The 23,175-nt window shown below is 25.3% G+C and carries 14 protein-coding genes; 7 read left to right on the top strand and 7 right to left on the bottom strand.

The annotated features are described in order from the left end of the window. Positions 1 to 7 precede the first annotated feature (7 nt). A complete protein-coding gene (locus FRW55_RS01795) occupies positions 8 to 8,302 on the top strand; it encodes a coiled-coil domain-containing protein (protein ID WP_146368481.1) in 8,295 nt (2,764 codons plus the stop codon). A gap of 348 nt (positions 8,303 to 8,650) precedes the next feature. Next, positions 8,651 to 10,312 (top strand): IS1634 family transposase, encoded by a 1,662-nt coding sequence (locus tag FRW55_RS01790; protein WP_146368480.1) that lies wholly within the window; start codon positions 8,651 to 8,653, stop codon positions 10,310 to 10,312. Between the two features lie 183 nt (positions 10,313 to 10,495). Here the strand turns inward: FRW55_RS01790 and FRW55_RS01785 are convergent, their stop codons facing one another. Then, a complete protein-coding gene (locus FRW55_RS01785) occupies positions 10,496 to 10,903 on the bottom strand; it encodes a large conductance mechanosensitive channel protein MscL (protein ID WP_146368479.1) in 408 nt (135 codons plus the stop codon). A 162-nt stretch (positions 10,904 to 11,065) separates the two neighbouring features. Between FRW55_RS01785 and FRW55_RS01780 the strand changes: the two genes are divergently transcribed. Further along, the gene (locus FRW55_RS01780; protein ID WP_146368478.1) at positions 11,066 to 12,250 is read left to right on the top strand and encodes a phosphoglycerate kinase; all 1,185 of its coding nucleotides are present in this window, start codon (positions 11,066 to 11,068) and stop codon (positions 12,248 to 12,250) included. Positions 12,251 to 12,303: 53 nt separating this feature from the next. On the opposite strand, the gene FRW55_RS01775 is transcribed toward FRW55_RS01780, so the two are convergent. The 6 genes from FRW55_RS01775 to FRW55_RS01750 all read right to left on the bottom strand — a co-directional run bounded on the left by FRW55_RS01775 (position 12,304) and on the right by FRW55_RS01750 (position 19,852). Beyond that, on the bottom strand, positions 12,304 to 13,137 hold the full coding sequence (locus FRW55_RS01775) for an Mbov_0400 family ICE element protein (RefSeq protein ID WP_146368477.1): 834 nt from the start codon (positions 13,135 to 13,137) through the stop codon (positions 12,304 to 12,306). Positions 13,138 to 13,230: 93 nt separating this feature from the next. Then, positions 13,231 to 13,422, bottom strand: a complete 192-nt coding sequence (locus FRW55_RS01770) for a hypothetical protein (RefSeq protein ID WP_146368476.1) — start codon at positions 13,420 to 13,422, stop codon at positions 13,231 to 13,233. Further along, on the bottom strand, positions 13,406 to 14,182 hold the full coding sequence (locus FRW55_RS01765; protein ID WP_146368475.1) for an Mbov_0400 family ICE element protein: 777 nt from the start codon (positions 14,180 to 14,182) through the stop codon (positions 13,406 to 13,408). Before FRW55_RS01765 ends, FRW55_RS01770 begins: the two co-directional genes overlap by 17 nt. Before the next feature lie 9 nt (positions 14,183 to 14,191). Continuing rightward, positions 14,192 to 16,387 carry a transglutaminase family protein gene (locus FRW55_RS01760; protein ID WP_146368474.1) on the bottom strand — a complete coding sequence of 732 codons (2,196 nt, stop codon included), beginning with the start codon at positions 16,385 to 16,387 and terminating at the stop codon, positions 14,192 to 14,194. Between the two features lie 107 nt (positions 16,388 to 16,494). Next, on the bottom strand, positions 16,495 to 19,314 hold the full coding sequence (locus FRW55_RS01755) for a coiled-coil domain-containing protein (RefSeq protein ID WP_146368473.1): 2,820 nt from the start codon (positions 19,312 to 19,314) through the stop codon (positions 16,495 to 16,497). Positions 19,315 to 19,414: 100 nt separating this feature from the next. Then, positions 19,415 to 19,852, bottom strand: a complete 438-nt coding sequence (locus FRW55_RS01750; RefSeq protein ID WP_146368472.1) for an RpiB/LacA/LacB family sugar-phosphate isomerase — start codon at positions 19,850 to 19,852, stop codon at positions 19,415 to 19,417. A gap of 71 nt (positions 19,853 to 19,923) precedes the next feature. On the opposite strand from FRW55_RS01750, the gene FRW55_RS01745 reads away from it, so the two are divergent. From FRW55_RS01745 to cdd, 4 genes are read left to right on the top strand one after another with little or no spacing between them, the layout of a single operon-like run. After that, positions 19,924 to 21,939 carry an Mbov_0121 family peptidase domain-containing ABC transporter gene (locus FRW55_RS01745; RefSeq protein ID WP_146368471.1) on the top strand — a complete coding sequence of 672 codons (2,016 nt, stop codon included), beginning with the start codon at positions 19,924 to 19,926 and terminating at the stop codon, positions 21,937 to 21,939. Positions 21,940 to 21,964: 25 nt separating this feature from the next. Then, entirely contained in the window at positions 21,965 to 22,285 is a 321-nt protein-coding gene (locus tag FRW55_RS01740) for a hypothetical protein (RefSeq protein WP_146368470.1), read from the top strand. Between the two features lie 13 nt (positions 22,286 to 22,298). After that, the gene (gene ybeY, locus FRW55_RS01735; protein WP_146368469.1) at positions 22,299 to 22,766 is read left to right on the top strand and encodes an rRNA maturation RNase YbeY; all 468 of its coding nucleotides are present in this window, start codon (positions 22,299 to 22,301) and stop codon (positions 22,764 to 22,766) included. A gap of 1 nt (position 22,767) precedes the next feature. Continuing rightward, entirely contained in the window at positions 22,768 to 23,166 is a 399-nt protein-coding gene (gene cdd / locus FRW55_RS01730; RefSeq protein ID WP_146368468.1) for a cytidine deaminase, read from the top strand. Positions 23,167 to 23,175: the final 9 nt, after the last annotated feature.

Raw genomic sequence — 23,175 nt, 5'->3', positions numbered from 1 at the left:
TAAAATCATGAAAAAAAGTAAAATTATATTAAACACCACTCTTGGTGTTGCTTTTGGAGTTGCTGCAGGTACGCTTGGATTAAATATAGGTTTACACACAAAAACCATTGAAGATTTATCATCAAAAGCTACTCTTAAAGATTTGAAGAATTTATTGCAAAATTCTACTGAAAGTTTTAAATTCCTTAAAAACGATAAGTTAAATAGTTCAATTGAATCTACAATAGAATTACTTGATAAAAATGTATCTGCATTGGATAAATTACAAAGTTTAAATAATACTAGAGAATCTGTTCTAGATAATTTAATTGAAAATTTTCCTGATAGCATTAAACCTAGTGAAAATCAATTTCTCCAAGATTTACTTAAAAACCAAGCTTCATTTATAACCGAGAGCGATTTAAGAAATGAATTCCTTAAAAATAATCAAGAGTTAATCAATGAAATTATTAATAATGCAAATATTCCTAATAATTCAGAAAAAACTAAAGAATTATTAAATCAATATAAAGAAAATTTAAATGCTCAACTTCAAAAACAAGATGAATTGTTTAAACCTTATATAGACTATATTAATGGTATTTTAGGTGAGGGTGATTCTAGATTAGATGAATCTGAAATTGATACAATTTATAAACAATATGAAGATTTGATTTTGTCTAAAGATCTTAATGTAAACTCTTTAGAAACTCTTAAAAATCAAATTGAAGAATATAAAAATAATAAAGCACAGGATAGCAAAATTCAAGCTAAAAAAGAATCTGTAAAAGATTTATTACAACAAAACAAAGATTTAGCAAATAACCCTGATAAAGAATTAATTAAAGATATCGAATCTAAATTAGAAAATAGTTCTTCTTTAGAAGAATTAGAACTATTTGAAAAATTATTGAATAATAATTTGGTACATAATTCAGACTTACAAAAACCAGCTAGTGAATTAAAAAATACTCTTAAAGAACTTATTAGTAGTAATCCTTTGACTACTTTCAAAGACGAATTCAATAAATTAAACAACTTAACACCAGAAATGATTGATTCAATTGATGATGTTAATGAATTAGCTAAGTTAAAGGATAAATACTTAGATGATTTAGCTTATTTTGAACATGCTGAAAATAAATACAATGAAATTTCTGAATATTTAGATAATTCTTTGATAAATGTTGATATTAAAAAAGCTGATTATGATAAGTTAAAAGAACAACTTGATTTATCAAATATATTTAAAGATGTTGATTCAGGTAAAGAATTAAAAGATAAAATTGACTTAATTAATCTAGATTACAATAAAGTTAAAAATAATTCATTATTAGCAAATAAACAATTAGATCAATTGTTAAAAGACTTAGAATTTTTTGATAAATATCCTGACACAAAAAATACTGTTCAAATTTCAAATGATTTAATTAAAGAAAAAATTGCTAATGCTCAAAATAACAATTCAATTGATTCATTGGATTTAGATGTTTACTCTAGAATGCTTCAAGAGGAATTAAGACAAAATGCTAAAGAACAACTAGCTTACCTTGAAGAAAAAGCTGCAAAAATTGCTGACAGTTTATCAGGAATGTCTGATCCAGTAAGTCAAGCTATTCTTGAAAAAATTAATCAATTAAATGCTGAATCAGCAAAAATGAGTAGTCAATATTCTCCTTCAAGTACAAATAACTTAAAAGAACAAATTTTAAAATATGATTTCTTAGGTAATATTGATGAATTATTAAAATTAAATAATCAAATTTACGCAAAAAACGCTGATATCGCAAAACAAGCTGACACTATTTTTCCTCAAGCTACTAGAGACGATGAGTTGTATGTAAATACTAAGAAAGAATTGGCTAATATTAATGATTTTGTCAATAATATTAAAAACGATTTATCTGTTTTGGATTCTCCTGAAAAATTTGCAGAATTAATTGATTCTCTTAAAGAAAAACAAAAAGAACAAGAAATTATTGAAAAAAATCTTAAAGAAAAAAATAAATTAGAAAATCTTCTTAAAGATTTCGCTAATAGAAATGATTATGTTGAAGCTAATCCAGAAATTAAAGATAGAGTTCAAACAGAATTAGATCAAATTAATGCTGAAGTTGAAGAACTTAAAAAACAACTTGAAAATCCTTCGATTGACAACGCTAAAGCTAAAGAAATAATTCAAGAGATTGAAAATAAGGTTAACAAACAAAAAGAAATTGTTAATTTGGCTATTTCTGAAAATGAACTTGAAAAAACTTTAGATCAAATCAACAAAAACTATCCTGATGATGGTGTTGATGCAAATAATAGTCATGGTGAAGGTGGATTGAGAAAGCACTATGAATCTATTAAAGCTAAAATCTTAGATCCAAATATTAGTGATGCCGAAAGAGATAATTTAATTGCAGATTTAGTTGAAATTAGAGATACAGCACCTAGAATTAAAGAACTTGAAGATGCAAAAAATAAACTTGAAAATGCAATTGATAATGCTAAAAGCACTGAACATGGAAGAATCACTGATTCTAAATTATCTTCAAGTGAATCTAGATTAAAAGAAGTAAATGCCATTATTGAAAAAATGCTTTCAAGTGAATTACCTACTTTAGCTCAACTTGAAGATGCAACTAATTCTTCAAATAAACAAACTGACTTATTAGATTTAGCTATTAAACAAGATAAAATCGTTTTAGCAAACGATAAACTACAATCTGAAAATAGAGATATTGATGATCCAGATTACTTAGCTATTAAAAAATCATTTGACAAAATTAATGGTTTTGCTAACAGCGAATCAAGTAAAAATGATTTAAATCAAATTTATGAATCTGCTGCAAAAATTGAAAATATGGTTCCTCTTGCAAAAGAGTTGAATAATTTATATGATTTTATTGAATCTATTAAAGATGAACCTAAATATGATATTTTAGAAAAACAAGCTAGAGATTTATTACAAAGATCATTATTTAACCAAGATAAAAGTGCTTCACAAATTCTTGATAATATCAATGAAATTAAAGAATCACTAAAAGTTTACGAAGCTAAAAAACAATTAAATGAAGAAATTGAAAAATTAGATGAAATTTTTGATGATTCTGATGAAAACAACAAAGAATCAGACAAAGCCATTTATGCTGAAATTAAGAAAACTGCTGAAGCGTTAAAAACTCAAAATAACGCATTATTTGATTCGCCATATGAAACTGAAAATTCAATTAAACAAGCAATAGAAGAATTAATTAAGCAAAGAGAAAAATTGCTTGAAGATAAAAAGGTGGCTAAAGAAGAATTTGATCTTGCTGTTCAAAAAACAGAAGAAAAAGTTAAAGATTACACCACTAATACCATCCCTCAAGATAAAGATGGTCATGACAATTATAGTTATGATAAATTCGAAGAAATTAAAAGTGGTTTTGATGATAGAAAAGCTAAACCAGATGCCACTTTAGAAGAGATTAAACAAATAAATGAAAATCTTGATAAGGCATTCAAATATGATCAAGCAAATAATACTATTAAAGATTTAGAAGATTTTATTGCCAACGCAACTAATATAAACGCTTTAGCAAACGACCCAATTTTAGGTAAAGTTAAGGAACAACTAGATAACTTAGTAACAAACTTAAAATCTGAATTAATAAAACCCGAAAACTTTAGTCTTGATTCATTAAATAAAATTAAAGAACAAGCTGCTAATGCTTTAAGACTTGCTAAAGAACAAGAATCTCCAGTAATGGAAAAAATTAAGGAATTCCAAAATAATCCTGCTAAACAAAAAGATTATGAAGCATTAGTTTCTGCTATAAATAAATCTCTTCCAAGAGAACCTTATGAAAATGAAATCCTTAAACAAAATTACGATCGTTTAGTTTCTGAAACAAATAATGTTCTTGAACTTAGTGATTTAAGAGATGCTAATATTAAAACTTTAGGAAGTAAGACTGAACCATTAACCGGTTTATATAAACAAGCAAAAGATTTATTGGGTAATGCTGATATAACAGATCAAAAGGCATATGAAGAATTCGTTAAAGAACTTGATAAATTAAGTGAAGAAAACAAAAATTCTAAAGATAAAGCTAGTGTTGAAGAAATAAAATCAAAATTAGCTGAATTAGAACAAAGATTAGAACCACTTAAAAAATTAGCTGCAGCTGTTAAACAAGAAGCTGATGCTAAAGAATTAATCAATTCTTCTACAAATCATGAAATTACACAAGATTTCCTTAATAAGTTCATTCCATCAATTGATAAAAATATTGCTGATTCTAAAGCTATGTACATGAATCCTAAAGTTTCAAGTGATTTACTTGAATCCAAAGCAAATCAATTGAATGATCCTTCTAGTTATTCACATGTAAAAGAAATTAATGAGGCTCTTGAATTATCTAAAAAAGTTACTACTTTAATGAATAGAATTAAATCTGAGTCTACATTAAATCCTGAAATTGAATATCATGAATATGAACAAGTAAGTGGAAATAAACAAAATTACGATAATTGAACAAAATGATTCAAGGAATTACTTACTAGCTTCTATAACCAAAGAAATGAAGCAAATTATGACAATTTAACTTTAGTTTTAGGTAGAGCTGAAGAATTATTCAACAAGCAAAAAGAAGTTTCTGACAAAATAACAACTAGAAAAACAGAAGTGGCTAGCTACAAAGGATATCAAACTGATGTTGATTATCTAGTTAAAAAATTATGAGATTCTACTCCTATTACTTATACTTCTGAAGCATCTGCTGATGCTTGAAAAGAGCAACTTTCAAATAGAGTCAAAACACTTGATGCAATTATAGCAACCGAAGAATCTAACCACACTTCAAGAACTGAAATTTATAATTTAATTAATCAATTTAAATCTGAAAAAGTAGAAAAACTTACTTCAGAAAATGAAAAATTAAGAAGTGCACTTTTAGATAGAATTTCAAAAATTGAAGAAAAGAACGTTTCATCCTTAAATGGAGATTCGTTAAAAGTTGGTTTAACAACCGAAACATTTGAAGAAATTAGAGCTCAATTAGATGTTTTAACTAACATTTTTGATAAAGCTACTGAATTATCTTCACGCGTTAAAGTTGCTAGAGATATGATTATTAATTTCTCATCAACTCAAGATTCGAAATTAAGAGCGGAACTAGAAAAACTTAAATCTAAATGTGATGTAATCGATACTAAATACTCACAATATAATTCAGTTGAAAAAGTAGATGGTAAAGTTGATATTTTAACTGACTTAAACGATTTAAATAGAATATTAGTTAATATTGAATTTGTTTCAGAAAGATCTAAAGCAGAGTCCGCAATCAATTCTAATTTAGAGTTAACTTCTGAAGAAAAACAAGTTATTCTTAATATCTTAGATACTGCACAATCTGATTTTGAAAATCAAATTAGAGTCTCAACAGTTGAACAATACAGCGATGTAATTAATGACATAAAAACTAGATATTTCAATACAACAATTTCTCCTTCACCAACCGAAGTGCTTGTTGGAGAACCTACACAGGTTTACCAAATTCTTTCAAACTCAGTTACAGTTAAGAAATATATTATTTATGCTAATAATATTCTTTATTATGAAATGTTATTATCAAATGATCCAAACAAATTAATCGATTCAGAAGAAACTCATCAAGCATACGCACAATTAAAACAAGCTGTTCAACAAGCAAGTTCAACCATCAAAAGTGGATTTATCGACGAAAGTGCTAAAAAAGAAAAATTAGATTTATTAAAAGAAAAGTTAGAATTAGTAAATCAATCTAAAAAAGCAGATATTCAAAAATTATTAGATAGAGCAGATGAACTTAAGAGTTATATGGAAACAGCTGATTCTTACGGTCAAACTTATAATGTTAAGGATACTTTTACCAAAAAAGCAAAAACTGATGTTGAAGATGCAAGAACTCAATTTGAAAGTGAAAATATCTCTATTGGTGAATTAAATGAAGTTTTAATTGCTGCAGATACAGAAATCAAAAACCAAGTTTTAGCTTTATTTAACTTAGTAAAAACTTGAGTGTCAAATGAATTATCAGACGTTATGGAATTAAATGAAAAATTCCAAATGAGTTCAACTCGTAATGGTGCGGATGTGTCTAGTCAAGTATATAATGCTCTTACAAGTGCGATAAATAGTAGTAAAAGCGTAGACACAACCGATACTAAAAACTATCGTGATAAAGTTAACTATAAAGAGCTACTTGAATCAGATTATAAAGATAAATATAAATTACTTCATGATGCTAGAAATCAATTTATTTCAGAGTTGAAATGAGGATTTAATAAATACCTTAATTTAAACAATAATACTGACACAAATAAAAAAGGATTATTTGTAATTTTTGATGAAGCATTAAAAGGTTATATCAATAATGATAAAAAAGATAATTTATTAGAAAATGCTAAATTTGATAAAACAATTGATACTTACAAAAATAGTTTTGCTACTACTTTAACTGAATTAACTTCTGAAATAACTGAAATGACTAAAGCTGATTTAACAGATCCAACAAAACTATCTGAATATGGTACAAAACTTACAAACTTTAGAAATTCATTCAATACATTACTTAATCAAATGTATCAAGATGGTATAAATTACATTAGTCCTACATTTAGAGGTAATATTGATGAAATTATCTCTGAAGTATCAATTAATCCTAATGACTCTTCATTTGATGAAATTAAAAATAGTTATAAAACTGAAGTAGATAACCTAAATGGGGTTTTAACTAGTGTAAAACAAAGAATTGATTCTAATTCGGTTGATATTAACTTGTATGTAAACAGTTTTATCGACATTTTCTCTAAGATTGATAACCTTTATAAATGAGTTAATGTCGAAAGTAATGAAGTTAAATTGTTTAACTACATTATTAAAGATAACAAATTTAATAATATTCAAACTAATAATCAAGCTAGACGCACAGACTTTATTAATGCACTTATGTCATTCGTCCCTGCTGATGCAACTTCAATGGAATTTATTGACATTACAACAAGTAAAACTTTATTAAACTTCTTTGATAAATTTGCCTTTACAGACATTGATTTAGATACAATCCTAAATAAAGATAATGTACGGGTAAGAATTGTAAAACGAGATGATAAATCTTGATATGTTAAATTACCAAGCAATAATTCATCTAAACAAATTTTAGGCTTAAGAGTTGAATACATATATACACCTAATAACTTAAGAAACTTTGTTAATAAAGATGAAGTTAAATTAGTAAAAGACTTACAAATCAGCTTTGATACAACAAATATTGCTCAAATTCAATCTGGTTCATCAGGGGTATTTGTTCAATCTGTTGTTAAAAATGGTAAAACAGTTGATGTCTTTGGTTCTGAAGCTAAAGTTGAACTTCTTGATTTAGACAGAAGTGGATTATTAGATAATAATGATAATCAAGATGTTATTTTAAATAATATTTATGAATCATTCAAATCAAATGTTTTAGGTACTGAACAAAAAGTTATAATTAAAGCTAGTGATAGAGAAAAATCTAATTCAACTCCTATGTCTGAAAAAATCAAAAATGGAGTATTTGACTTTAGTTTAAATAACCAATCATTCCTTGTTGTTGATAAATATATTTCAATTAGTTCAAAAAATAATGATGCATATGTAGTATTATTTAGTGATGATAGTACAAAAACTATAAATCTTATGACTATAACCCCAGCTACAGCCAACAACTCTTCAAGAGGAAACGGTCAATCTACTGGTAAACAACGTGGCTCTAGATGATATGAAGAAAAATATGGTAAGATATTAAATGATAATAGTAGTGCACTTTCTCTTGAAGAAGTTATGCCTTTTGCTATAGTTAATTTAGCTAAATTTAAATTATCTATTGATACTGTAAACAGTGAGAAAAAAGCAATGATATACTTAGACTACTATGAATCTTCACTATTTGCTAAACATTATAAATTAAATGATAATAAATACACTAATACATCAAAAATAATTGACAGAACAGTTTGAAGTGCTAATGATTTTGTTGATTATCTTTCAAATAATTTAGATTTAATTTACAACAAAGATAAGAAAATTTTAGAGTCTTCATATGACTATGTAGCTAAGAATGAAAGAGATTGAACTACCGAACTTAAGTTTACCGACAAAGTAGTTATCTTAGATATTGATGAAACAATTGATGCCAGTCAAAATGATAAAGACTTCAACTACCGTAATGGATTCTTATATATTAAAGATGGTAATAAAAACTGAACTAACAGAATGCAACAAGCTTTTGTTTACAATACCGGTATTATTAACTTCTATTTCAAATTAAGAAAATAATGTAACAGAATAACACAAGAAATTGTGTTATTTTTTGTTTTAGAATTTGTCCCACATTTATCATGCTAACTTGGAAACCCGGAACAAAAATAGAATATGTTTAATCTTCCTGGGTTTCCCACTTAGTAGCAGAAATAAAAAATGGGTAGAAAGCAACTTCTGACACATCATTTAATTAAATTTTAACTATTCTGGTATTCCATTTTTATATACTTATTCAGAGATGATTTTGCCAGTATCCTGTGTTTCCCACTTAGCATGATAAATGTGGTAATTTTTTTCACTTATATTTATGAAATAAATATAAAAAATAATACTATTATGCTACTAATATGGTATAATATGTGTATGAAAAAGACTAATAAAAGAAACTGAATTATTTCTCGATCAAAAAGAAATAAAGGAACATATATTTCGATTGGATATAGAAAATTAGATTCTGCAGGTTATGAAACCAGATTTGGTATTGGATATGAAGAAGAATTTGATTCTTATCAACCAAATTCAATTAAAATAATCCAAGAAATTATTAGAGAAATACCACTAAGTTGAACAAAAGAAAAAATAATTGAAATAATTGATAAAAAAATAAAACAAAAAATTATTAAAAAACCTGAAATTTACGAAAGATACAAAGGTCTTGAACTTATACAAGATATGGTAAATTACTTTAATATATTTGAAAATTGTACTGAGACAAAGTCAATAAGTGTAAATTCAATTGTTGTTCAGCAAATTTACCAAAAAATCACAAATCCAATAAGTGTATTTGCAACGTATAAAGAGTCATTAAAACATAATATAAATAGTTTTAAGAAGAATTCTTTTTACAGATCACTTGATTATTTAGCAATAAATCAAAATCAAATTCTCAAAAACGTTAACAAAAAAATTATCGAAAATTATAAAAGAGATATTTCTATTGTCTGATACGATTCTACTACATCATACTTTGAAACTTTTGATAGAAAAGGTTATAAAAAACCCGGATTTTCAAAAGATGGTAAGTTCAAAGAAGATCAAATTGTTATTGGATTAGCGACAGATTCTAATGGAATTCCAGTTCATTACAAAGTATTCCCAGGAAATACTGCAGATTCTAAAACTTTCATACCTTTTGTTCTAGATTTATTAAAAACTTATGAAATAAAAAATGTAACAATAATTGCTGACAAAGGAATGAGTGTAAATAAAAATATAAGATTTTTAGAAGATAAAAAATTGAATTATGTTATTTCTTATAGATTAAAATCTTCAAGTAAAGCATTCAAGGAATACGTTATTAATGACGAAGATTATAGATCTGAAAATGGAATGCTAATTAAGAGTAGAGAAATTATTTCAACTTATAAAAAAGGAAGAAATAATGGCAATTACAGAAAACAAATAATTACTTTTAGTCAAAAAAGAGCATCAAAAGATAAAAAAGATCGTGAACAATTAATTGACAATTTCAATAAAATAGCAAACAAAGAAGGAAAAGTTTCTTTTGAAGATATGGCTGCAAATAAGAAATATAGATTCTTCAAAGCTGTTGAAAATAAAGCTTACTATGTTCTTGATACCGAAAAAATTGAAGAAGATCAAAAATATGATGGATACTATATTTATGAAACAAACAGATTTGATTTAGAAGAAACTGAAATTGTTTCATTATATACAAAACAATGACAAGCAGAAGAGAATTTTAGAGTTCTAAAAGGTAATTTATCTTTAAGACCAATGTATCTTTCAAGTTGAAATCATATTAAGGGTTATATTTGTCTTTCGTTTCTAAGTTTAGTTATGATTAAGTTTTTAGTTTATCAAGTTAACAAGCATACTAGACTTTCAGAAAAAGATAGATTCACAGTAGAAAAAATAACTTCTATTATGAAAGATGTTAAAGAAGCAGAAAGATATTATGATGGAAAATTAATAGAAAGCTTAGAAATTAAAAATTCAATCACTGAACAATCGTGAGATGATTTCAATCTCATAAAACACATTTTTAGCGAAATTAAAAAATAACTACCAAACATTAAAATTATTTGATAGTTTTTTATTTATGCTACTAAGTGGGAAACGCAAAAAAATACCCGCAAAATCAAAAAATAAGAAATATTAAATAAAAATAAACTAGAAAATCTTTTAACTTTTAAGAAGTTCTGAAAATATGAAAAAACAAGGATTACTCCTTGTTATATTCTCCCTCTATTTTTTTAAGTTTTGGTTTAATTCTTTTAATTCAGCAAGAATTAATTCTTCTGTTGTAGGAACTTTAGGTGCAGGTGCTTCAGCAACTTTAGCCTTTTCAAGTTTAGCTTTTTTAAAGTTGTAAATTAAGTAGTAGATTACTAAAACAACAAAGATGAATACAGTAACAATAATGAAGTTAAGTAATACTCCTAAGAATTTTCCAACTTTCATTCCTGAAACAACATAGTCATCTAAATTATTGTATTTAAGAATGTTTGTTGAAATATATGACATAATGATGTCGTTAGCTAAAGAACTAACAACAGCCCCGAATACTGTTCCTAATAATAGACCAATAGCCAACATAAACATGTTTCCACGTTGAATGTGGCTTTTGGCACTTTTTATAGCTTTCTTAAACATAGATTTATTATATATCAATTTATTTTTTAGGATAACAAATAAATTTTATGTAAATAAGATTATGGTATTGTTTTTTATATATTTATTTTCTTAGTATTAATATCAACTGTTTTTATTTAATTAAATATATAATTTATTAGAATAAAATGATTGGAGTGAAAAATGAAAAAAACTATTGATGATTTAAAATTAAAAGGAAAAAAAGTTTTAGTTCGTGTTGACTTTAACGTTCCTATTAAAGATGGTGTTATTACTTCTACAAAACGTATTACAGCTGCTCTTCCAACAATTAAAAAAATTGTTAACGATGGCGGAAAAGCCATTCTTCTTTCACACTTAGGAAAAGTTAAAGAAGAAGCTGACTTAGCTAAAAGAAACCTTGAACCAGTTGCAAATGAATTAGCTAAACAACTTGGACAAGCTGTTACATTTGTTAATGCAACAAGAGGTGTTGAATTAGAACAAGCAATTAATAATATGAAAGATGGTGAAGTATTATTAATGCAAAATACTCGTTATGAATACTTAAATGGTAAAGCTGAAAGTAAAAATAGTCCAGAATTAGGAAAATACTGAGCTTCACTTGGTGATGTATTTGTTAATGATGCTTTCGGTACCGCTCACCGTGCACATGCTTCTAACGTAGGAATTAGTTCAAATATTGCTGAAAATGCTTTAGGATACTTAATGGAAAAAGAAGTTAGCGCATTAAGTAAAGCTATTGAAAATCCTGAACACCCATATGTTGCTATTATTGGTGGAGCTAAAGTTTCTGACAAAATTCAAGTGTTAGAAAACTTAGTAAAAATTGCTGATAAAATGATTATCGGTGGTGGAATGGCTTACACGTTCTTAAAAGCTCAAGGACACACAATTGGAACAAGTTTAGTTGAAGATGATAGATTAGAATTAGCTAAAGAATTCTTAGATAAATATGCTTCTAAAGTTGTTCTTCCAGTTGATCATTTAGTTGCTGATGAATTCAAAGATGTTCATGGTATTGTTTCAGATATCGATATTAAAGATGGATACATGGGATTAGACCTTGGACCTAAATCAAAAGAATTATTTGCTAAAGAATTAATCGGAGCTAAAACAGTTGTTTGAAACGGACCTATGGGAGTTACAGAATTTGATAACTTCAAAGAGGGTACTTTAGAAGTTTGTCGTGCTATTAGTAAACTTGAAAATTGTTACTCAGTAGTTGGTGGTGGTGATTCAGTTGCTGCCGTACAAAAATTAGGTATGGAAGATAAATTCTCACACGTTTCAACAGGTGGTGGAGCTTCACTTGAATTACTTCAAGGTGTTAAACTCCCTGGATTTGAAGCTATCCAAGATAAATAATATATTTCTCTAGAGTAGATGTTTATCATCTACTTTTTTCATATAAAAAAGCACTACATAGATAGTGCTAAGTCATCTTCTTTATTCTTGTTTTGTTCTTTTTCTTTTTGCAATTGCTTTTCTAATTTCTTTTTGTATTTTGCTTGTTCATTTTCATAATCTCAAGGACTAAATCAATATAGTCTATGTTCATTAGTATTAACAGTTCTTTTTTCAAAATCTCTAATTTCTAAATATTCCTTACACTCATTCAAACTTCAATTTTCAATAGTCCTATAACTCAAATATCCATCGTGATAATCGATAAGTCATTGTTCATCATCTCAATTAGCAATATATTTTTTAAAATATTCATCAGTGAAACCTAGTAATATATTGTTGAGTAAAATATCCATATGAGTTAAAAATCTAAAAGCTTCAACTTTATTAGTTAATTTAGAGTGCTTAATATTTCAATTTTCATCAACAGTTAATTTTTGAATTGCTAATGTTCCTTTATCCAAATTTTCTCTAATTTCAGTAAGTAAAGTTTTTAATTCATCAATAGTAAAATCGTTAAGCGAAGAAATTTCATTTTTATCATAGATACTAAAAAATTCATCTTTATTCATAATATGAACATTATTAGTTTCAACGAGTGAGTAATTATTAGTATTAATATTTTTTAGTAAAACTTCGTTTTCTTTTATGCTTCTATTAACTTTGAAACTACGACAAGTTAAATAATAAACATTTTCTCCTGCATAAAACACAACAAGTGGTCGATTGTTATTTAATGAATACGGATATGGAGTAATTATATTACCATTATAATCATATGAAACACTTTCTATTTTACCCCAATTCTTCTTAGCTTCTCTTGTTAAACTTCATACTTGTTTTATCATATTTTCTCCAACTCTTTTTTCTTTTTTATAATTGCATCATTTGAACTAGTTTGATTTGTTTTTAACTCATTCTAATATAATTCAACAAAAGCATTACATAGATAGTGCTAAGTCATCTTCTTTTTTCTTGTTTTCTTCTTGTTTTTTCTTTTGGTATTCTAATTCTTCCTGTCTATGATATTCTCCGAATTGAGCTTCATAATCTCAAGTATCATTACTTCATCTTTCATCTTCTTCTTGTTGTTCATAACGTTTAGTTTTATCTGAGTTATGTAAGAAGTCCATACATTTTTCTATGTCTATGATATTCTCCGAATTGAGCTTCATAATCTCAAGTATCATTACTTCATCTTTCATCTTCTTCTTGTTGTTCATAACGTTTAGTTTTATCTGAGTTATGTAAGAAGTCCATACATTTTTCTAAATCTCAAGTTTTAAACTCTTTAAGTGGTATGTAATTTTTAGATACCTGTTGTAATCATTTTTCATTATCAAATTTTCTACCATATTCAAACAATCTCATAGTTCCAAATTTACCAATATTGTAAAACAAATTATCAGCGTGAGCTAAATATTGGAATGCTTCTAATTTATTGTTTATATCCATATTTTTAATAGTTCAATCTGAATTTAATTCAAGTTTTGTTATTTGAATATTCTCATTATCTAAATTTTCTCTTAGATTTCTTAATATACTTACAGCACCATCGATATCTTCTAATATTTGCACCTTATTTTTATTAAAAATCTTAAAGAAATCATCTTTTTTCATTATATGAATATTATTTGTTTCAACATATGATTTTTCTTGTGTTTTATTATTGAATATTTCTACTTCATTATCTTTTTTAATTTTATCTTCTACACTTCTGCAAGTAAGATAATATACGTCATCCCCAGAATAAAATACAACTAATGGACGGTTATTACTATATGGATTGTGGTAAGGAGTAATAGGTTGTCCATTATATTTATACGAAACAGTTTTAAGACTTTTTCAATGTTTATATCCTTGACGCGTTAAACTTCATACTTGTTTTATCATATTTTCTCCTTATTCTATTACTTGCTTGTATTGCTCTCTTAAAAGTGGAAGCATATTTTCTCATTTAAGTTCATTTTCAGGCTCACTACTATAATGAGTTGGTAATTCAATATAATTGTGCACATAATTACCATTTTCATCTTTATTTAGATACTTAATAATTGTTGTTATATATGAAGTATAGTCAAGTCTGAACATTGTACGAGTTCCACTATCACGGTCTAAAAAAATTTCTTTTTCATCAAGTTCGCTCTTGAATAAACTATAAGCATCTTGATAATCAGCAAAAGTTAAATCAACACTTACTCATTTGTTATCTACAAATACTTCATTTCAAGCGTGTTGCCCGCTACTTACAAGTTGGTTTTCTTTATTATTATAAATTGTACCTAGCATTATTCTTACTGGAATATTAAGCAGTGAGAGCGACATACTAAGATTTTGAGAGTATCCATAGCATTGAAGTGTTCTATCAGTTTCAAAAAGGGAAGTGGGGTTCATAAAATCATTACCGTCTGTATTGAAAGGATATTCAAAATTATTGAACATATAATTTACATTAGAAGTTATAAAGAACGATAAAGCTTTAATAATTTGTTTAGTATCTCAATTTTTAGAAATATATTTTGGTAAAAAGGTAATTCAATTTTGCAATCATTGTTTTAGTTGTGGTTTGTTGTCTTCTTCTCTTATTGAAAAATCAGCATCATTATTATTATTTAATTTTAATGGTTTAGGAAAATCAAAACTTTCATTACTTTCTTTAGTTATTCCATTACTTTTTATTTTTAAACTACCATTTGGATTTTGGTAAAAATTCGAAAAGAAATTCGGAGTTTCAGTAAGAAAATCATAATACACCGAACTTGCGAATTCATATTTTGATTTTTTATTAATAAAGTTATAGTTCATATAACTACCTAAATTAAACTTAGCAGGAATTAAAGGATTTTCGAGGAAATTAAATAATGAATTTTGATTATTTATTTCAAAATTATTTTTTCCATAAATTTCAGCAAGTTTATTAAATTGCTTTTCTAATTCAAATTTTGATTTAAAATAGTCATATTTTCATCTTAATACATTAATATTAAAATTTTCGTAATCTTTAAAAGTTTCAGCAATATAGCTATCTTTAAAGTCTTTATAATGATTAAACATTTTAACTTTATCTAAATTAATATCTTCAATTTTAGTTTCATCATTAATTACTCAAAGTCATTTATCATAACTTTTAAGTCAGTCAATAATATATTCTTTAGTTAATTTAATTAGTCCATAACGTTCATCACGCATATATGGTAAGCGTCATTTGATATTTTCTTGACTACCTGGATTTAAGGTATATCTTTTATCTTTAGTGATAAATCATTGTCCTTTATAATTTCCTTTACCATTATCAAAATTATCTCTAAAGTAAGTAAGTCGTTCAATAATTAAAGGAAAAAAATCAACCTTTTTAAAGTAATCAATATATTTTTGGATTTGTGCTTTAGCAATTTGTATTTCATAATTATTTAATGCGTCAATATCAACAGTAAAATTTTCACTAACTAAATCATAGAAGTCTTTAGTGTTTAACTGTTTAAAGAGTATTAAATCATCATAATCTTTTGATAATTCAATAAATTTCTTTTCTAATTGTAAGATACTGTTCTTTAATTGAGAAAATTGATGAAAAATTAAACTAGTTTGTTCATTAGTGTAGTTATCTTGGAGTTGTTTAATTTTTTTGATTAAATTAGTTGAGAAGTTATTATTTAGATTAGTTAAGTGTTTAAAACTATTTTCAATTTTGAAGTTTATATTAGTTCTTAATTTGCTTAAAAGATTATTAGCATTTTGTAATGCACTGTCTAATTTAGTTAAATCAGTAATTTTTTCATTTAACAAGTTTTGGTAAATAATTTTAAAAGAATTTTCAATATTTAACTCAAAAAGACTTATCCCATTTTCAATTTCAAATTTTCTATTGTTAATAAGATTATATTTTTCATCTAGTGTTTTTAAGTTTTCTTTTGAAGTATTAACATCTAAAACTTCCTTAATAGCACTAGGGATATTTTGATATTGAGAAAATAGCTCTTGCTTGTTAATTATTTTTTTAGGAGTTTCTTTAACTTCATTAGAATTAAAACACGATACCGAAATAACTGGTAATAAAGATGCAGAAAATGAACCTAATATAAATTTAAACTTCTTCATATTAATATTATATCATATATTAGTGGTATATAATAAATTTTATTAATAAAATTTATTATATAGATAATATGAAGGGTAAAAAATAAATAAAAAGTAGCAAATGCTACTTATTTTGTTATTAATTCCACGCTTAAAATTTCTATAGAGTCAGCGTTTTTTACTCTTGCATCTTTATTTGTCGAAATGTAATATTTTTCAACTTTACTTCCACTTTCGAATTTTTCAATATCTTTCATATGTTGGATATCTCCTGAACTTAAAACATATTTGGATTTTACATCATTTTTGAGTGTAAAAGTGAATGGATTAGTTAAATTATTGTTATATGAAACTTCTAAGATACTTTTAACAACACTTTCTGTATTCAATGATATCGAACCAGCTTGAACAGTTGTTCAAGTTCCATGGTATCGACTAAGTGTTTTATTCTCTATCTTACCTAAATAATGAGATATATTGCTTGTTGAATTTAACTCGATTTTAATTGGAGTAGTAGTTGTAAAATTTTTAAAGTTAATTGTTGAATTTTTTGATATACCATTAACTGCATAACTTATTTTTAAATCATATTTTTCTCAATCAATATTTGTAAAATCTTCTTTATTTTGAGTAATACCATAAGTAAATAAAATCTCTTCATTATTTAAGTTATTAGGTAAAGCTTTATCTAATAATGAATAGCTATTACTTCCTAAATATACACTCCTAAATTCATTTCAATTAATATCCCCGATTATCATTGGATTTCTATTTCCGTTGGTCATTGAAATATCTGATTTTTTGTTTGGAGTTTTTACAGGTTCAGGTAATGGAGCAGGTGGAGTAGGTTTATCAGGATTAATCTGTGGTTTATTTTTATAGTATTCTACATCTTTTTCAAGTTGTACAATTTTTGCTTCCTTTTGAGCAATCGCACTATTCGCACTAGCTAATTCATTCTTTAACCTATCTCTTTCATTTTTTACAGTGCTTAATTGACTGTTTAAACTACTTACTTGTGAGCTTAAATTACTTTTATCTCTTTTTAGACTTTCAATTTCTGCTTCTAATTGACTATTTGAACCACCCTGTTCTCTTAGTTGTCTTTCTAAATCCTTAATTCTTAAGTCTTTTTCTGCAATTTGTTTTTGATAATTTGCTTCTTCAGTTTTAAATTCATTAGTTTTAGTTTCTAATTCAGCAATTTTTAAACTTAAATTTTGTTCTAAAGTTTCCTTAATTAAGGTTAATTCACTAATTCTCTCTTTATTTTCACTGTTTTCTAAACTTAAACTATTTAATTCAGTATTTACAGTATTTAACTTATTTGTTAACTCATCAATTTCAGTATTTAATTCACTAATTTTTTGTGCTAAATTAATTACGATTGCTTCTAGTGGTAAAACACGAATATTTTTATAAGTTTCAATAATATTTTGTATTGCATCAATTGCACTATAAAGTTTAGTCTGATTTTCACTTACATTTTCACTATCAATACTTTCACTTATTAACTGATTTAAAATATCTAATTGAGTATGTAAATTTTGTGCTACTTCATTTAATTCATCTAAATTTTCTTGTTCTAAACTAGAAATTAAATTGCTTAAAAGTTCCTTAGTGTGAATTAAAGTATCATTAAAATTATTTTGAATTAAACTTTCTAAATTAGTTATATTTTCTTTAGCAGTATTTAATTCACTGTTTAAGGTATCAATTTGATTATTAGCAGCTTGAATTTTTGCTTGTAATTCAGCATTTTCATCCATAGCTTGTTTATATTTAGCTACTTCATTATTATAATTTGTTCAATTTTCAAGGTTTTTATTGAAAAGTGCTTCATAATCTCTATTATTTAATGCTTCAATTAACTTAGTAAAAGTTTTGTTTTTAATAGGAAAACTTTCAATATTAATAGTACTAAAATCATCAATATTTTTAGTTTTAATTGCTTTTTCATAATCACTTTTTGCTTCATCTAAAGTTCTTAACGCTTTATTAGAATAGTCATTAATTTCATTAATTAGTGAATATGCTTCATTACGCATACTATTAGCAAATTCTTCTGTACTATAACTACTATAATCTCGATTAACAAATTTATATGCTATTTCTTTTAATGTTTCTAAATAATCAATTTGATTTTTAGTTAAATTAATAGCTTGTTCCACCATATTTTTTGCAGTATTAAAACTATTTTCAATAATTTCATCTTTTTGAGTAATAATCTCTTCTAATTCAGCAATTTTTGATGCATAAAGAGTATTAATCTGACTTAAAACATTATTCAATTCTTTTTCAGATTGAGATATTCATTTTACTCCACTAGCAATTTCTTCAGCGTTTTCAAGTGAGAGATTAAATCCAAAATCTTTAATCTCTTTAAGTCGATTAATGTACTTACTTAACTCATTTTGAGTAAAAATTGTACTATTATTAGTTTCTAATTCACTAATTTTACTTTCAATACATCTTACATATTCACTGACTTTATCTTTAATTCCTTGACGCATTTTCTCTAATTCAAGTTCAAAATCGACTGTTTCTTCAATTTCATTTTCAATATTAGTATCAGGGTTATTTAAACTCTTATAGTAATTTTCTAGCATTGTTTCATAATTATTATTTCTCTCTAAAATACTATTTGTAATACTTTTAAAATTACCTAAAGTTTTTTCATAATTTTCTTTAAGTTTATTGTATAAAGTGTTTAAGTTATTTAACTCAGTAGTTAATTGTTCTTTTTCTTCAATTAACTTTTCTTTTTCACTAGTTAAATTAGAAATTTTTAATTTCAGTAATCTAATTTCTTCATCCTTTTGTTCAATTGTTTTAACCGCAGAACAATATTTCACACTAAGCGGAATTAGTGTAGCAGCTAAAACTGCAGCGGTACATAAAGTGCTTACACTTATTTTAGTTTTATTTGTAATTCTTTTTTGTTTCATATTTCCTCATTAAATTTAATTTATGTTCACTAGTAGATGTCATAAATAATAAAGATGTACTAAAAAAGAAAAAAAGTACAAAAAAATTGACCGAAGCCAATTAGTTATCTAATTCATCAATTCTTGATTGATGTCTTCCACCCTCAAATTCAGTGTTAATAAATTCATCCACCATAGCTTCAGCATCTTTTAGTTTTACTTGACGACCACCAAAACATAACACATTAGCATTATTATGTAATTTTGCTAATTTTGCATCTTCTTTACTTACAACTCTAGCTGCTCTAATGTGTAAATGACGGTTTAACGCATATGAAATTCCTAATCCAGTTCCACAAACGGCAATTCCAAAATCTGGTTTTCTACTGTCAACATATTCAGCTAATTCTTTTCCTTTTTCAGCATATGATACTGGATTTTTATCATTATCAGGTCCTAAATCAATTGTATCATAACCTAAACTTTGAACATATTTTTTAAGACCTTCTTTAAGTTCAAAGCCGGCATGATCACTAGCAAGTGCAACAATTTTTTTCATATTTTCCCCTTATTTTACCTTTTTAGTACACTTTTTCTAACAGTTTTATTATTATAACATATATTGGTGAGATGAAACAAATAGACCCTAAAGACTGTGCCTTAGTTAACTTAGAATATTTTTACAAAAAATTTTTTAGGAAGAAACTTGATTTAATTAAACTAAAAAACATGGTTCATTATTCACAAAGCGGGATTACTTTAAGCGAACTTGAAAGAGTTGCACGTTTTGCTAATATTGCTTTTGAAGTGTTTAATTGCAATTTTGATCAACTTAAATCTATAAATAAAGATGAATTACCTCTTTCTATAATTATTAGCGATGGAGAAATTCAACATATGGTAATTCTTAAGAAAATTAAGAGTAATTTAGTTTACTATTTTGACCCAATTAAAGGTAATGTAAAGGTAAAAGAAAGTGAATTTAAAAATAAATTTTTAGGATTAGTACTTAATTTTTATCCTATAAAAAATAATGTAAAAAGTAATATTTTAAATAAAAAAGAATTTGTTTACAACATAAATTTAACTTATTTATTTTTTAGAGTTATTTCAACGCTAGTGATTTTTATAATTCCATTTTTAAGTAAAGTTTTTATCTCAGAATTTACACAAAACTATGATTTAGTGAATTTATGTTTAATTTTTTTACTGTACAGCTGACTGGTTTTCATCTCATTTTTAATTAAAAGAATTAGTTTTAATTTACTCAATAGAGCAATTCTTGAAAAATTTAAACAGAAGCGCAGCCAAGTTTGAAAGTATTTATTTTTTAATGACAAAAATATTAAATTTAAATATTCTAGCCAAGAAATAAACGACAAAATTAACTCTTATATAACAATATTGAAATTTGAACAACAATTCTTTGCAGAAATATTTATTAACGTTATTTCTATCCTATTTTTAAGTATATTTTTATTTTTTATAAATAATATACTTCTAATTAGCATTTTAATTTTTGCTTTTGTCTACCTAGTTATTTCAATAATTATTTATGTTTATCAATATAAAAATAAAGCTAATTTTAATGAAATTTTAATTTCTGAAGCAACTTTACAAGATGATCTTGCTAACTTATTGAGAAATAGTTCTACAGATGAATTTAAAAATTTTATGTTAACTAAGGAAAGTCAAAGTATTGATAAACTTATTAAAAGTCAAAATAAAATAAATGATTCAAATAATCATATCTTGGATTTATCGGAATATTTAAATATTGTTTTTCCGCTTTTATTAATTTTAATTGGTGTTATTCAATTATGAAATAATAAAGTGAACTTAAATGAACTAATCTTTTTTATAACATGTTCAAATTTCATTTTTAACCCTATAAAAAGTACTTGTGTAATTTTAAGTGATTATATTGATTATAAAAATAGTTTATTCAAATTTGGTGTCTTTAGTGAAGTGTTAGACAATAACAAAGTAAGTAAAAATTATTTAAATCAGAAAATAAACAGAATTTTAATAAGAGATATTACAGTTAAATTTATGGGTAAGAACAAACTTAAAATACATAATTTATTAATTGATAAAAATGTAATAATAATTGGTAAAAATGGTTCAGGTAAAAGTTTACTTTGTAAACTAATTTGTAATCTTGTTAGTTCAGAAAGTGGTCAAGTTTTAATTAATAATACAAATATCGAACAAATAGATAATATAGCTTCAAAAGTTTATTTACTTACAAATGAGGAATATTTTGCTAATCTAACTGTTAAAGAATATCTATTTAACCAGAAACATTATGAACCAAAAGTACTAAAAAGATTTAAAAAATATGACTTTAATTCAATATTAAAATTTTACGATTTAGACTACTCTAAATTAATTTTAAATAATGCTACGAATCTTTCGACAGGTCAAAAAAGAATTTTATCAGTAATCAAACTATTTACATTTAACCCAGATGTTATAGTTTTTGATGAATTTTTTGAGAATATGGATATTAAAATAACTAACTATATAAAAGAAATTATCAAAGAAGAATTTAATAGTTGTATTTTTATTGAAATAAGTCATAATCAAAATTATTTATTTAATGATTCACAAAGGGTAAATATTGAAAAATTGAACCTCATTTAAAATTTATTTTCTAATCACTATTCTTTTGGTTTTATTATTTTTTGGATTTTATTTATTTTTTAATGTTGATATTAAACATTATCAAAGTTTTTACATAAGTGAGTTTGATTCAAAATACTATATAAATTACACTAAAGATTTAGAAGAAAATATCAATTATTCTGCTTTTTTAGTTCTAAAAAATGATAAAACTGCTGTTGATATAACACTTGTTAAAATTGATGAAAATTCATTCGAAATATTCTTTAATTCTAATTTTGAAAAATTAAATTTAATTAGTAATAATGCTTTAGTAAAAATTCCAGTCGAAACAATGAAGTTTTATCAGTGAATGCTCAAATTCTAATATAATATAAAATATGAAAAAAAGTGATATTGAACTCAGCATTGATAATCAAACTGAATTTAAGATTGAATTTAAAAAAGAATTAATTCAAATAATTTTAAATTTAGCTAAATATTTCAATATTGAAAAACATATTAATGTTGATTTAACTATAGTTAATAATGAAGAAATTCAAAAATTAAACAAAGAATATAGAGGTAAGGATTATGCTACTGATATTCTTTCATTTGATTTTGGAAATGATGGATTATATGATACTTTACCGTTTGTTCATTTAGGTGAATTAGTCGTAAGTTATGAAAAAGTAATTGCTCAAGCAAATGAATTTAATCATAGTGTTAAAAGAGAATTCTGTTATTTATTTACACATGGATTAGTGCATTTAATGGGGTATGATCATGAAGAAGAAAATGAAAGAATTGAAATGAATAGAATCGTAGATGAAATCTTTAACCCATTAAATATCACAAGAGAGGATTAAAATGAAATTAACTGATTTACAAGAGTTGTTAAAAAAATCTTATTGCCCATATTCTAAATTTGCTGTAGCAGCTATTGCTATTGATGAATTAGGAAATGAATATCCTGGCGTTAATGTTGAGAATGCTGCATATCCTTCTGGTTTATGCGCTGAAAGATCAGCATTATTTGGTTCAGTAGCTAGAGGAGCTAAAGTTGGTAATTTTAGGGAAATTCATATTATTTCTTATTTAAATGATGATGTTATTAGTCCATGTGCCGGATGCAGACAAGTAATAAGTGAATTTATGAGTGATGATTCGTTAGTGTACCAATATTCTTATGATGGTAAAAAAGTAAGAATAAATAAAGTGTCTGAAATTGTACCATTCGCAGTTCGTTCAGGAGATTTATTTAAATAATTATGGAAC

It is taken from the genome of Mycoplasma anserisalpingitidis, from assembly GCF_007859615.1.
GTDB lineage: Bacteria > Bacillota_I > Bacilli_A > Mycoplasmatales > Metamycoplasmataceae > Mycoplasmopsis > Mycoplasmopsis anserisalpingitidis.
This window is presented reverse-complemented; position numbering and strand designations above follow the sequence as displayed.